The sequence below is a fragment of the Alteromonas lipotrueae genome (genome assembly GCF_019249215.1).
GTDB lineage: Bacteria > Pseudomonadota > Gammaproteobacteria > Enterobacterales > Alteromonadaceae > Alteromonas > Alteromonas lipotrueae.
Genome location: NZ_JAESDI010000013.1, coordinates 22,415 through 36,600, shown reverse-complemented (window position 1 = coordinate 36,600; position 14,186 = coordinate 22,415). Strand labels below are relative to the sequence as shown.

The following is a 14,186-nucleotide window of genomic DNA, read 5'->3' as shown; positions in this document are numbered from 1 at the left end:
TTTATGTTTGATTTCCTCTTTATCCTCCCAAAGGAGGAGCCTTTCAAAACCAAAGTAGAGTTACCGCAATTATCACATTAAGTATAATTTTTTCATCAGCTTCCGAGGATGTATGAATGATGAAAGTTAAAGTATCCCTTTTAATTACAACGCTTTTTCTGGCCCTAACGGCCCACAAGTTAGCTGCACATGGCAACGTGACGCCACAAGGCGCTGACAGCTCTGAAATGCAAAAAATTACCGATGGTGATGAGTCTGAAGATGGCTGGGTGTTTGAAAACCCTTATCGTAATTTAGACCAAGAGACACACAAAAAAGTGTATGAATTTGGTGAGTCAGCCTATTCTAATAACTGCGCCGTATGTCATGGCTTGCATGCGCAGTCAGGTGGCATAAACCCCGATTTGCGTTTGCTCGATCCAGAAAGTATGGAAGACGATGAATGGTACGTTGAGCGACTTCGTTTTGGTTCATCAAAAGGCATGCCTGCATTAGGGGGTATACCCGAGGGACAATCAGAGCCTATTTTAGATCAAGAGACATTATGGGCTATTAAAACCTATGTAGAAGCACGAAGAATAGTAGCAATTGAAGAAGGCGAGATTGAAGTAGATTAAATACATTCCCGTTTTGTCGGCCGGGTCGAGAAATCGCCCGGCTTTTTTGTGCGGTTAAATTACAGCAATGGACCACATGAACTTCGGATAATAAGCTCACAATCTAAAGTGTATTGTTGTGGTTCATGGCGTTTAAGTACTTGCTCTTCAATAAGTTTTTTTGCGGCTCTAAAACCCAGTTCGCGAATGGGTTGCCTCACAATAGCCCTGATAACGCCATTCACCAGCAGCATGGCCAACTAAGTCGTTCACAATACCTATCTTGGTATGCCCCAGAGAAACGAGGTGGTTCACTGCAGTGCGACTAGCTGATACTTCATCACAGTTAAGCGAAGTATCTACGTGGACATTTATAGGGGCAATTTGAACAACCGGCTTATTATGTTTACACACAGCTAGGTTATTCCTATTACAATTTGTCCGACTACCCATTGGCCTTAAATGACTACCTTCGTGGAGAGCGTATTTTCTATGCTTTAAATGATAAGAAAAGCTTGAGTATTGTAACGAGCTATATTGGGCTAGCATTGGGTGCTCAGGTGACTACGAAGGTGCAATAACGGCATATCAAGCGGCTTTAAAAAATGCGACTTCTTTAGGAAGTGAGGCCGAAACATCTCAGGTGTTATATAGCCTAGGTGGTTTGAAAGCAAAGCTGGGAGATCACCGAAGCGCATAAAAGTATTTCTACAGTTCACTAGAAGTAGACACCAAACTAGGTGTAAAACATTGTGGCCACGCATTTTGATATGTGAAATCAGCGTTTGAAAGCAAACCTTTAGTGATATACTTTTAATGTTGCAGAAATAGGTTTATTTCATGACGGACGTGATGATTATTGATGTACCTGAGGTATTAAACACACCTATATTATTATTTTAAAGTGTGTGTTGTTTGTATAAGGATCTTACATGGTTAGGCTTATGCCTATGCTTTTCGCACTGTTTTTTATCATGCAAAGTACAGCTTGCTATAGCACTGCTTTATTTGAAGATAAGGCGTTAGAGTACGATTTAGCTGGGCAGATAGAATTTGCAGTTGCTGATGGTGATACCCTAGTAGGAAACGAATTATGGGTAGATGACGAGAGTAAAATAAGCCGCGAACCCCATCAATATTTGCACTTTCGGGTGACCATTGAAAATGCACTTAATCAGCCCGTTCCCCTTTGGTTTTCTATCACTTTTCCTTCGATTGAGCATCTGTACGTGTCAGATGGCACCAACACATGGATAACCGGCGACGCGTTGCGATTTTCAAGCCGAGAAGTGCTGGTACCTAACTACCATTTCCCGTTCATTCTTCCCGCCCAAGATAAAATGCAAATCTATGGTTATATGGAAGGTAAAATACTGCGCTATAACTTTTTTGTTGCCACCCCCGAAAAGGTGAACAAAATGTATGTCGACACGCTGCAGCGTGATATGACATTTTTCGGGGCTATGTCGATACTAACCATTCTTAGTTTGGTTGTTTTTACTATTACTAGAAAGGTGGCATTTTTGAGTTTCGCCGCTTTTATCTTTGCCACATCATTTTGGTTTTTTAGGGTATTTGGTTACGCGTTTGAAATTTTATGGCCAAACACGCCCCAGTTAAATGATATCACTTATGCAGGGAGTATTTACGCCGTGGTATTAACGGCAGGATGGACCGTTTTTTCTAGTTTGAAGCGCCCGAATAGGACTGTGTATGGCTTGAGGTTTGCTAACGTTTGCGGGTTAATCTTGCCTATTCTCGGCTTGCTGGTATGGCACTACATAGGGTTAGATGAAGCGTTACGTTTACCCGTTATTTTACTGTTTCCCTTTGTTATTTTCGCAAGCTTTGTTATTTACAAAGAACACAAAAATGGTTCCGACAGGGCCAAGTGGCTGGCGGTGACAGTTTTTCCTGTAGTATTAAGTGCCTTTTCACTCGTGCTTATAGCCCTTTTCGGTATTGACCTTCAATTAGAACCCATCACCACGTTCATGGTTGGTGTATTGATCACGTGCATGTTCATGGTGATATTAGCGTCTCGGCTGTTCGTGAAGATTGTTCAAAAAGAGCGAGATACCGAGAAGGCCAACGCATTATTAAAAAGCGAGCAGGCGTCGAAACTTGAAGCATTAATTCAAGAGCGGACAAAAGCATTACGCGCATCAAATGAGATGCTAAAAAAGCTGGCTGCTAACGATGGGTTAACGAACTTACCAAACCGAAGAAGCATCGACTTATTCGTAGACGCCAGCTTTTCATCCGAGGCGGATAATCATCATATTGCTGTGGCACTGATAGACCTAGATCATTTTAAAAATATAAACGACACCTTTGGGCATGATGCAGGTGATACGGTATTGATTGAAATAGCGAATATACTGCGACCTTTGAATAGTGAGCAATGTATCGCTGGTAGATTTGGTGGTGAAGAGTTTGCCATCATTCAACAAAACGTAAGTGAACAGCGTTTTAGCGATACGCTAGCCGATATTCACACGCAAATTAATGCATTGAGCCTTCAGCAGCTTAGCGGTTTAAAAATTGGCGCTTGTATAGGTTGGACAATATGTAAAAACGCTACCGATATCGTTCACGCATTCAGACGTGCAGATAACGCCTTATACAAAGCAAAAGATGCGGGGCGCAATAGAGTTATTGCGGCTGTTCTACGTTGATTCGAGTAGTTGTCACCTAGGCAGAAGCCAAACAGAACGCCTGCCGGAAAGCCCGTTACAAAACCTAGTTCAATTTCAAAATAGCATGGTGTCGTTCATGGTCTAAATCATGATGTCGTTCTTCACCCTCGTCCTACCATAATATTATGCACCTAAAAAAAACCTTTCGAAAATATCCTCTATTACGGTCAAAAGTTTAAGAACTAATTTGGTTTATTGCTATCATTGTTATCTTTTGCTCTTTGTTTTCCTTTCTAAATATGCACTTTCAATAACAAAATTCAGTCGTTTTTCATTTTAGCTTAATTGGTAGTGTTTACATTAAGTGTAAATGTAATCTGGATTTTATTTTGTTATCTAGTTGAATTTAAATGGTTTGTTTTTATTTGAAATATAAATGAAAACTATTTGTTAAAAAAGTTGTTGACGTTAAATTTTAAAAATGGTCATATGCCCCAATGTTGAGCGTATGACCTATTTGATTTGTCCCAACGGTTTTTGCTCATAGCGAACAGAGAATATGCGCAGACACGAGTCTGATGAAAATTCCAATCACTTTATAAAACCGAACATAGAAACTTGAGGGTTCACCATGTTAGAAAATAACCAGCTTCAACAAGCGACTTCTCGATCTAATTTTAAAATTGCAGGGTTAAGCGTACTGGCATCAGCGATTATGGCTGCCATGGCGCCGTCACTTGTAGTGGCTCAGGAATTAAGCGAAGCAAAACCTATGTATGTGCCGCCGAGTGAACCTAATGAGTTTCTAGATGGTCGTGTTCAAGTTAATTTTCTCGCTATGCAGAACTATCAGGCTATTCAAGCAAAAGACGGCGCGTTTCGCCCAGAGGATGAGACTCAGTCAGATGGTTTTGGCCGTTTGCGCGTTAACTTGATGTTCAAGTTTAAAATTACCGACAACATCACTGCTGATATTGATATTGCTGAAGAACCTAATGACTTTGGTAATAATGGCGACAGAGACTTCTCGTTCCACCAAGATTTCGCTGGCATCGAGTTTGATATGTTTGGCCTTACGGGTTATCAAAAAGAGAATTCAAGCCTTATTTTGCGTGTAGGTAACATTGGCGCATCTCCTTTTCAGTTCAAAGGATTCCAAGATGGCGCTGACAACCAAGGTAACGCGTTAATTGGAAATGGAATTAACGACTACGCCACAGCTGAAAACGGTATTCAGTTGAGCTACACCGAAACCTTTGACAGCGGCATTCTTCGTTCATACAACGTGGCGGGTCACATGACTACGTCTAGCTTCGGCGAAGCGTTCCAAGAAGACCGAGGCTACAACTATCGGTTGCAAGGTACCCTTGAGTTTAAAGGGGGGTTCAAAGCCGGCTTAAACGTTTTTCAAGCTAATCAGGGCGACCAGCTTGTATTCGCTGATGGTGTAGCAAGCCTTGATGGCGTTACGACCACTAACTATCGTTTCGGCGATGGCGAAAACTATAACTTTTCAGCCTCTGCATCTAGTGAGCGTGACACCCATGTCGGTGCACTGCCAGGCTTGAACCAGTCAATTATGCAATTGAACTTAGCTTACCAACCGTCTGATCAAACGAGTGTTATTGTGATGTTGGGTAAAGCGTCTGACGACTACACCTTTGCCGATTCCGATGGTAACGCGGTGGCGGGTATTACTTACTTTGGTACCGGTGGCGTGTTAGACCCAACCGGTACAACCTTTGATTCAAACCAAGTGATTGAAGGCGATTCATCGGTGCAGTACTGGGCGCTAGAAGCCCAGCAATATATTCTTCCTGAGAAGCTTTACGTAGCTGCACGTTACGCAGAGTCAGAAAATACCTCTGACCTTATTGAACAAACTGATAACGATGTAACCCGCTTACAGGTATCAGCAGGTTACTGGATTAACGACAGAACGTTGTGGAAAGTAGAATACGTTAATCAAGATGAAGGCGTTAACTCAGGCGGTCAAATTGGCACTGGCTTCGACGGCATCACGTCTGAAATTTCAGTGAAGTTCTAATTTAATAAACGTTCAACAGCGTCAGCGGTTTTATCTAAAACGTTGACGCTTTCAAACCAACCAAAACATTAAGTAATGAAACGAGTATGACTTTTATCCCCATCGAAAATGAAGGGGAGGAGGAAGTCATACCCTTCAAAACCTAAAGGGGAACTACCCGATGTTGAAAAAATTATCTTTAGTGATTGCCAGTGCATTGGTGATAACCACGGCGGCGCAAGCTGAAACTATTACCATCGCAACGGTAAATAATGGCGACATGATTGCCATGAAAGAACTGAGTAGCGACTTTGAAAAGAAAAACCCAGGTATTGATTTAAAGTGGGTAACGCTGGAAGAAAACATTCTACGCCAACGTGTCACTACCGACGTAGCCACTGGCGGCGGCCAATACGATGTCATGACAATAGGTACTTATGAAGTACCTATCTGGGGTAACCAAGGTTGGCTGGAAGAGCTTGATGGCCTTGGTGCTGATTATGACGTAGAAGATTTACTGCCTGCTATTCGTAGTGGTCTGTCAGTAGATAACAAACTCTATGCAGCACCGTTTTACGGCGAAAGCTCAATGGTGATGTACCGCACTGACTTAATGGCCCAAGCCGGTCTTGAAATGCCAAAAGCACCTACATGGAAATTTATCCGTGAAGCAGCCGAAGCAATGACCGACAAAGACGCAGGTGTTTATGGCATTTGTCTTCGTGGTAAAGCGGGCTGGGGCGAAAATATTGCATTGCTAACGTCTATGTCTAACTCGTTTGGCGCCCGCTGGTTCGATGAAAACTGGAAGCCTCAGTTTGACTCCAAAGCATGGAAAGACACCTTAGAATACTATGTTGATGTAATGGAGAAATACGGCCCTCCAGGTTCATCAGCGAACGGCTTTAATGAAAACCTAGCGCTGTTCCAAACCGGTAAATGCGGTATTTGGATTGATGCAACGGTTGCAGGCGGTTTTGTGACAAACGAGAAAGATTCTGAAGTTGCCGATAAAGTTGGCTTCGCACTAGCACCGGATAACGGCCTAGGTAAACGCGGAAATTGGTTGTGGGCATGGACATTAGCTATTCCTTCTAGCAGTAAGAAGAGCGATGCAGCGATGAAGTTCATCAGCTGGGCTACCTCAAAAGAATACTCTGCATTAGTGGGTGAAAAGAAAGGCTGGGCGAATGTACCTCCAGGTACGCGAGCGTCGCTTTACGAAAACCCTGAGTACATGAATTCGGCACCTTTTGCGCAAATTACCCTTGATTCTATCAACTCTGCAGATCCAAAAAATCCAACGGTGGAGCCAGTGCCCTATGTGGGTGTCCAGTTTGTTGCTATTCCTGAGTTTCAAGGCATAGGAACAGCAGTTGGTCAGCAGTTTAGTGCAGCACTAACGGGCCGCATGACGGTAGACCAAGCACTTCAAAGCTCTCAGCGACTAGTTGAAAGAGCCATGCGCAAAGCGCGTTACCCAAAATAATAAAACGTTAACTACGGGTAGGTGCAAGGTGCACTTACCCACTTTTCTCACTTGTAAGGGGCTTAGCAATGGCGACTACCCAATCTCGTACCCTAGCCAAAATGATGCTGTTTCCTTCGGTCACCTTGCTGTTAGCTTGGATGATTGTTCCGCTTTGCATGACGTTATATTTCTCGTTTTTAGATTATAACTTGCTCATGCCTGGCGATAATGAATACATAGGCTTTTTGAACTACGAGTTTTTTCTTACCGATCCTGCTTTTATAGAGTCATTTTTCAATACCTTATTGCTAGTCGGCGGTGTGCTGTTTATTACCATCTGCGGCGGTATTGGTTTAGCCATATTGCTCGACCAAGCCATATGGGGCAGAAACTATGTCCGCATAATGGTATTGGCACCGTTTTTTGTTATGCCAACGGTTTCCGCATTGGTGTGGAAAAACATGTTTATGAACCCGGTAAACGGGCTGTTTGCTCACCTTGCCGAGTTTTTTGGTGCAACCCCTATCGATTTCTTTGCACAAATCCCGTTGCTTTCAATCATCATTATTGTGTCGTGGCAGTGGCTGCCGTTTGCAGCGCTAATTTTACTTACCGCTATTCAATCGTTAGATAGAGAGCAATTGGAAGCGGCGGATTTAGATGGTGCCGGCCCGTTCAGTAAATTTATTTACATTGTGCTGCCGCATTTATCACGGGCAGTTACCGCAGTCATTCTTATTGAAACCATTTTCTTGCTGTCTATTTTTGCAGAAATTCTGGTTACTACGAGTGGTGGCCCAGGTTATTCCTCTACCAATATTACGTACTTAATTTACACCCAATCGCTACTTCAGTTTGATGTGGGCGGCGGTTCAGCAGGTGGAATTGTGGCAGTCATTATTGCCAATATTGTTGCCATCTTCTTAATGCGCCTTATCGGCAAGAATTTGGAGGGCTAGGTAATGAACAGCACGAATAAATCAAAAGTTATTTACACCATTTTAGCGTGGACCATCAGTGGGATGATTTTCTTTCCTATTCTTTGGACCATGATCACCAGCTTTAAAACGGAATCTGAAGCGATTTCAGCCACGCCAAGCTTATTTATGTTTGAGTGGACGCTAGAGAACTACAAAGATGTGTTAGCTCGCTCACCTTATTTCGATCACTTTATGAACTCTGTGATCATCTCATTAGGGTCAAGTTTGCTGGGACTGCTGATTGCTATTCCGGCTGCATGGTCGATGGCCTTTGTGCAAACTAAGCGAACTAAAAACCTATTGATGTGGATGTTATCAACCAAAATGCTTCCACCGGTTGGGGTGCTAATTCCTATCTATCTGTTGTTCCGTGATTTCGGTCTGCTAGATACACGCTTAGGTTTGGTAATTGTAATGACCCTCATTAACTTACCTATCATGGTGTGGATGCTTTACACCTATTTCAGAGAAATTCCTCATGAAATTCTTGAAGCGGCACGAATGGACGGCGCGGGCATTAAAGAAGAGATTTTTCACGTGTTACTACCAATCGCCTTACCCGGCATTGCGTCAACCTTGCTGCTCAACGTTATTTTGGCGTGGAATGAAGCATTTTGGACACTCATTCTTACCGCCGCGAATGCAGCCCCGCTAACTGCCTTTATTGCCAGTTACTCAAGCCCAGAAGGCTTATTTTACGCGAAATTATCAGCAGCCTCTGTGATGGCTGTGGTGCCAATCCTCATTCTTGGTTGGTTCAGTCAAAAACAATTAGTGCGCGGATTAAGTTTCGGCGCGGTTAAGTAGGAGTATTCCAATGGGAAGCATTACTTTAAAACAAGTGACAAAAAGCTTTGGCGACGTAAATGTTATTAAGCCGCTAGATTTACATATCCGCGACGGTGAGTTCATTGTATTTGTTGGGCCATCGGGCTGCGGTAAATCTACCTTACTTCGTATGATTGCAGGGCTTGAAGATACGACTAGCGGCAACATAGATATTGATGGTGAAGATGCCACGAATATGCCGCCAGCGAAACGTGGCTTGGCTATGGTATTTCAGTCTTACGCGTTGTACCCGCATATGTCTGTGCGCAGCAATATTGCGTTTCCGCTTAAGCGCGCAAAAGTTGCCCCTGCAGTGATTGACGAAAAAATTGAAAAAGCCGCAAAAATGCTGAACCTAACCGATTATCTTGATCGCAAGCCTGGTCAGCTATCGGGTGGGCAGCGTCAGCGTGTGGCGATTGGCCGTGCTATTGTGCGCCAACCTTCGGCATTTTTGTTCGATGAGCCCTTATCTAACCTCGATGCTTCGCTTCGGGTTAACATGCGTTTGGAAATTTCAGAGCTTCACAAAAGTTTAGATACCACCATGATTTACGTTACGCACGATCAGGTTGAAGCCATGACTATGGCTGATCGTATTGCGGTATTTAATGGCGGTATTATCGAGCAGGTAGGCACGCCGCTAGAGCTATATCAAAAGCCAGTTAACCGCTTTGTAGCTGGGTTTATTGGCTCGCCAAAAATGAATTTCATTGATGTGATGCCTAAAGCTGGCGACGACACACATGCCATTGGCGTGCGACCAGAACACTTAAAAATTACCCAAGAGCGAGGGTTGTGGTCAGGCAAGGTAGGCGTAGTAGAGCACCTTGGCTCTGAAACCTTTTTACATGTGCATGTAGAAGGCGCTGGTACGCTCACGGTTAAAGCTGACGGTGATTGTCCGGTGAGCTATGGCGATAGGATTAACTTAACTGCTGCAGAAAGTAAAATTATGCATTTTGACAAAGGTGGCGTAACTATTCCCTCACTTTCTTGGGGCGAAGAGCGTGTAGCATAATTCGTTTTTAGTTGATGTGCGGGTTATTGCATTCAAGAGTAGCCTGCACGTTTTTAAGGACGAAATATACAAGGATTATCAAATGGGTAGCAGTAAAATCTCCCTTGACAGTACAGGCATTCAGCTCGTTATTTTCGACTGTGATGGGGTGTTAGTAGATAGCGAAGTGCTATGCAAGCGGGTAATCATTGCCATGTTGGCCGACTTAGGTGTAGTGGTTTCAAGTGCTTACTTTGACGAGCATTTTTTAGGTAAAAGTTATGAATCTGCACAAAAGCAGATTTTAACCGACTTCACCATTTCACTTCCAGCTGAGTTCAGAGATAATTATTTAACGGCGTTGTTACAGGTGTTTGCTGAAGAGTTACAAACTACTCCCAAGCTTAACCGTGTGCTCGCGCACTTGAATGTCAGAAGCTGCATTGCGACTAGCAGTAGCCCAGAGCGGGTTGCGTTTGCGCTAGAAAAAACAGGGCTTCGTTCTTTTTTTAAAGGGCGTATTACCACAAGTACCGAAGTGTTACATGGGAAGCCAGCCCCCGATATATTCTTACTTGCCGCATCGAAGATGGGCGTCAAGCCTAAGCACTGTTTGGTTATTGAAGACTCAGAAGCGGGTATACAAGGAGCATTGGCCGCTGACATGCAGGTCGTTAAGTACACCGGAGCAAGCCACTTAAAAGGCTTACCGCCAACTAACGTAGATAAGAATGACAACACCATGTCGATTTCTCATTGGTGTGAGTTTTTCAATCTTTACCCCAGTTTAAAAACAACCGTTGAGGTATAAAGTGTTCTTCAATGGATGGAGTCAGAGGCAAGACGTAAACCTTAACGTAAATCCATAAACCTTGTTATCGAACAGCCGCTCAAAAATGCGAAATGTCGTTAAAACTAAACCGTTTGCTGATGGGCTGAAAGGTGTCTTAACAAAGCGTATATCTGCTTTGGTGGAAGTTTGGTTGGTTCAAACTCGGTTTGCGATAATCGAGCGAGTAACTCAGTAAAAATTGGCGTACTGCCAGCATAACCCATATTCCACTCTGTAAAGGTGGGTTTATCGATATATTCGTAGCTGGAGATAATGACATCAGAGTGTCGAGCATCGTCTGAAATATGGAAAAATAATTCATTAACCGCTTCGCGCTCACCTTCTAAAGCTTGCACAAAATAGCGGTTGTCATAGCAAAGCATTCCGCAAATCCCAAGCGATTGATTGTTTTTACGGGCAACAGTTAAGATATCTTTCATATCTGAGAGCGACATATCTCTGGTTGCCGAACTTAAATAGATTAAGCGCACGATATTTTTCATAGAATTATTAATACTCCTTTTGGTAAAAACAAACTATAAGTCTATTAAGAATAGATAGAGCAAAAGGATGAAATCTTCAACTGTATGGTGAATTCTAATCTGCCTAAAATGGCAATGATATACACTAACGCGCCATCTGAGTTGGCTGATTTTTTACCCGCAGGCCTTGTCACTCATTGTTATTCATCAGTCAAAAAACTAAAAAAAGCACTGCGTTCCAATACGCCAGACAAAATCTTCTTCCATATTAATGATGCACAAAGTGAGTCAGACAGCATAGAAATAGTAGACTATGTGCGAACGTCATTAGCATCGCATAGTAGCACCTTGGTTATCTGCGCGAGTGATGCCGTTTCTACCACACCGAGCCAAATAATGAATAGGGCCGATGTGGACGATGTTATCCGCTTAAATAAGGAGGACGCTGCGTTTGTACAGCGTAAAATTGCTCGCATTATTAAGCGTATTAGCATTGCTAATAAGCATCTAATAGAGAAAGATGCGCAAGTGAATATGCTCACCTCGGTGAATCGATTTTCCCATCAACGACAGAATATTCAGGCATTAATCGCATCCTATGCGGAAACGTTGCTGCATTTTTGTGGTGGGCACAGTGGTTTAGTGGTTACTCCCGCTAAAGTTACCTGTGTACCCACATCACAGCCCTCAATTAGCCAGAGCCAACTTGATGAAGTAGACCATGATACAAAGCAATACATCATCAACCTAGCCCTGCAATGTAAAGCCCCCGTGGTTAACTTATCACCAGAGCTTGCGCCTATGCGGTCATTAATTGACATGTTGCCAAACCCAGTAGTGAGCTATTTGGTATTTCCGCTAATTGTTTACAACAATAACTTGGCTTCCATTCTCTGTTTCATAAGCGAGGAAGCGCTAGATAGCGTATCTACCACGAAGCTAAACGTTATGCGTGATGCTTCTTTACAGCTTAAAATAATATTAGAAAGGCGATTTGCAGAATCGCGAATGGCCACGCATTATCAGCGTTTAAAAGAAACTTTGGCCGAGCTAAAAACGACCCAAGATCATTTAATTCATGTAGAAAAGATGGCGTCTGTTGGGCACATGGCAGCAGGGATTGCCCATGAAATAAACAACCCGTTAGCGTTTGTTATTAGCAACTTCGACCCCCTCGACCATTATGTGGAAACGTTAATCCACATGGTGGATTTGCATGAACAGCTCATTCAATCCATTAACGAGATTGAGCAGCCAGTAAACCAGAAGATCACCCAGTCAATACAAAGCTTTAAACAAACCAGTGATATTGATTTTGTGACCGAAGACATTAAAGCACTTGTTCATGATTCGAAAGAAGGCTTACTGAGGGTAAGGGATATCATTAGTGATTTGGGGAGCTATTCTCGAAAAGAGTCACTTGAGAATCAGTTGCTAAACATCAGTGAGGTAACCAGAGAAACCGTTCGAATGCTCAAATATGAATTGAAAGAAGACGTTGAGGTTCAACTAGTGATTGATAGTGATATTCAGATAACTTCTCATAAAGGCTTCATACAACAGATAATTGCAAATTTGATTAAAAATGCGATTCAGGCTCACGCTACATCAGATAAGCAAACTCAGCAGAAAATTATAAAGGTCGCAGTCGCGGAAAAACCAGAGTTTGTGCTAATAAATGTTTCGGATAACGCGGGGGGAATAGCAGAAAAAAGTCGAAAACATATTTTTGACCCTTTCTTCACGACTAAAGATGTTGGCAAAGGAACTGGAATGGGGTTGTCTGTCTGCTCTAATTTAGCGAAGAAAATGCAAGGGACGTTAGCACTTGCTCCTATGGAAGAATCGAGCGACCTAGATACCACGTTTACGCTTAAGTTACCCAAGCAGGTGGGAGATAAATAACTTAACGCCTTCCTAGGTTTAACATGCCTATTCGTTGATCAGCGAATAAGCTTTTATTTGGCTTTCTCGACTTTTTGCTTCAGTGTTGTACAGTGCAACTGCTTTATCGACGTATAAAATTATAAGGGCAGGTTATGACAACACTTATTGGCGGGAAAACAAAGGAAGAAGCACTGGGCAGTCTTTCAAATATGACTAGCGATGTAGCGCCTATTCAAAAAAGTGAATACTTAACTCGCATAGATAAAGCACAGCAATATATGCAGCAAAATAGTATTGGTGCGCTGTACCTTAATGCCGGCACTAACTTATCTTACTTTACGGGCATGCAATGGTATGCCAGCGAGCGTTTAGTGGGCGCTATTCTTCCTGCCTCTGGCGATATCATCTATGTAGCGCCTTACTTTGAAATTGACTCCCTTGAAGAGCGTAAAGTGATTAACGGCGACATTATTGGGTGGCAAGAGCATGAAAGCCCTTATGCACTGATTGCTCATTTACTGGGTGAAATTGATACTGCTGGTGGCAAGAAAATCGCGGTAGATGAATCGACCCAATTCTTCGTTGTGGATGGGTTTAATAAAGCACTCCCTGAAGGCGCCAGTATTATTAATGGCGCAGAGGTTACTGCCCACTGCCGAATGCACAAATCGGTCAACGAACTTGCGCTTATACAGCGTGCTATGGATATGACCCTTGCAGTGCATAAAGCTACAGCCAGTATGCTCTATGCAGGGATTACTACCACAGAAGTAGAAGCCTTTATCAATGATGCCCACAAAAAAGTGGGTGCCAGTGGCAATTACTTTTGTATTGTACTTTTTGGTACAGCAACGTCATTTCCACATGGGGTAAAAGACCCACAAATATTAGAAGAAAACGACTTGGTGCTTATTGATACCGGCTGCAAAGTTCATGGGTATCTATCTGATATTACGCGAACCTACTGCTTTGGTAAGCCAACGGTGAAGCAAAAGGCGATGTGGGAAAGTGAAAAACGCGCGCAGTACGCCGCATTTGATGCAGTAAAACCAGGCGTACCCTGTGGCGATGTTGATAAGGCCGCCCGAGACAGTTTAGCGTCCGATGGCTTAGGCCCAGATTATAATCTCCCTGGTTTGCCCCATAGAACAGGGCATGGTATTGGTATGGATATTCACGAGTGGCCATACTTGGTGAAGGATAATCCACACCTTATGGCACCAGGTATGTGCTTTAGCAATGAGCCCATGATAGTGGTTCCCAACGAGTTTGGTATTCGTTTGGAAGATCACTTTTATGTATCTGACACTGGCGCAGTGTGGTTCACTGAACCAAGCAAAGCTATCGATGAGCCTTTTTAAAAGCCATGTTTGCAGTGATTCGCTATGACAAGAATATTAGGTTCTGAATGTATTTGATATTGCAGGCTTATACGAGAATGATCT

At 43.1% G+C, this 14,186-nt stretch carries 12 protein-coding genes; 10 read left to right on the top strand and 2 right to left on the bottom strand.

Annotated features, from left to right (window positions below; all coding sequences use genetic code 11):
• Nucleotides 1-116 precede the first annotated feature (116 nt).
• Complete coding sequence (pedF, locus tag JKP82_RS15635) at nucleotides 117-617, top strand: cytochrome c-550 PedF (RefSeq protein ID WP_232370683.1); 501 nt, start codon at nucleotides 117-119, stop codon at nucleotides 615-617.
• A 168-nt stretch (nucleotides 618-785) separates the two neighbouring features.
• Here the strand turns inward: pedF and JKP82_RS15630 are convergent, their stop codons facing one another.
• Entirely contained in the window at nucleotides 786-1,010 is a 225-nt protein-coding gene (locus JKP82_RS15630) for a type 1 periplasmic-binding domain-containing protein (RefSeq protein ID WP_218397742.1), read from the bottom strand.
• 518 nt (nucleotides 1,011-1,528) lie between these two features.
• On the opposite strand from JKP82_RS15630, the gene JKP82_RS15625 reads away from it, so the two are divergent.
• The 7 genes from JKP82_RS15625 (at nucleotide 1,529) to JKP82_RS15595 (ending at nucleotide 10,351) form a co-directional block, all read left to right on the top strand.
• On the top strand, nucleotides 1,529-3,274 hold the full coding sequence (locus JKP82_RS15625; RefSeq protein ID WP_159533081.1) for a diguanylate cyclase: 1,746 nt from the start codon (nucleotides 1,529-1,531) through the stop codon (nucleotides 3,272-3,274).
• A 676-nt stretch (nucleotides 3,275-3,950) separates the two neighbouring features.
• Nucleotides 3,951-5,282 (top strand): hypothetical protein, encoded by a 1,332-nt coding sequence (locus JKP82_RS15620; RefSeq protein ID WP_218397804.1) that lies wholly within the window; start codon nucleotides 3,951-3,953, stop codon nucleotides 5,280-5,282.
• Nucleotides 5,283-5,442: 160 nt separating this feature from the next.
• Nucleotides 5,443-6,750, top strand: coding sequence for an ABC transporter substrate-binding protein (locus tag JKP82_RS15615; RefSeq protein ID WP_218397740.1), 1,308 nt, complete (start codon nucleotides 5,443-5,445; stop codon nucleotides 6,748-6,750).
• A 68-nt stretch (nucleotides 6,751-6,818) separates the two neighbouring features.
• Nucleotides 6,819-7,691: a carbohydrate ABC transporter permease gene (locus JKP82_RS15610; RefSeq protein ID WP_218397738.1), complete on the top strand. Its 873-nt coding sequence runs from the start codon at nucleotides 6,819-6,821 to the stop codon at nucleotides 7,689-7,691.
• Nucleotides 7,692-7,694: 3 nt separating this feature from the next.
• The gene (locus tag JKP82_RS15605; RefSeq protein WP_159533075.1) at nucleotides 7,695-8,519 is read left to right on the top strand and encodes a carbohydrate ABC transporter permease; all 825 of its coding nucleotides are present in this window, start codon (nucleotides 7,695-7,697) and stop codon (nucleotides 8,517-8,519) included.
• A gap of 10 nt (nucleotides 8,520-8,529) precedes the next feature.
• Entirely contained in the window at nucleotides 8,530-9,561 is a 1,032-nt protein-coding gene (locus tag JKP82_RS15600) for an ABC transporter ATP-binding protein (protein ID WP_159533073.1), read from the top strand.
• Nucleotides 9,562-9,643: 82 nt separating this feature from the next.
• Nucleotides 9,644-10,351: an HAD family hydrolase gene (locus tag JKP82_RS15595; RefSeq protein ID WP_159533071.1), complete on the top strand. Its 708-nt coding sequence runs from the start codon at nucleotides 9,644-9,646 to the stop codon at nucleotides 10,349-10,351.
• A 104-nt stretch (nucleotides 10,352-10,455) separates the two neighbouring features.
• On the opposite strand, the gene JKP82_RS15590 is transcribed toward JKP82_RS15595, so the two are convergent.
• Nucleotides 10,456-10,875, bottom strand: coding sequence for a BLUF domain-containing protein (locus JKP82_RS15590; RefSeq protein ID WP_159533069.1), 420 nt, complete (start codon nucleotides 10,873-10,875; stop codon nucleotides 10,456-10,458).
• A gap of 84 nt (nucleotides 10,876-10,959) precedes the next feature.
• On the opposite strand from JKP82_RS15590, the gene JKP82_RS15585 reads away from it, so the two are divergent.
• Together JKP82_RS15585 and JKP82_RS15580 are read left to right on the top strand one after the other, a co-directional pair.
• Complete coding sequence (locus JKP82_RS15585) at nucleotides 10,960-12,759, top strand: sensor histidine kinase (RefSeq protein ID WP_218397736.1); 1,800 nt, start codon at nucleotides 10,960-10,962, stop codon at nucleotides 12,757-12,759.
• A gap of 134 nt (nucleotides 12,760-12,893) precedes the next feature.
• The gene (locus tag JKP82_RS15580; protein ID WP_218397734.1) at nucleotides 12,894-14,102 is read left to right on the top strand and encodes a M24 family metallopeptidase; all 1,209 of its coding nucleotides are present in this window, start codon (nucleotides 12,894-12,896) and stop codon (nucleotides 14,100-14,102) included.
• Nucleotides 14,103-14,186 lie beyond the last annotated feature (84 nt).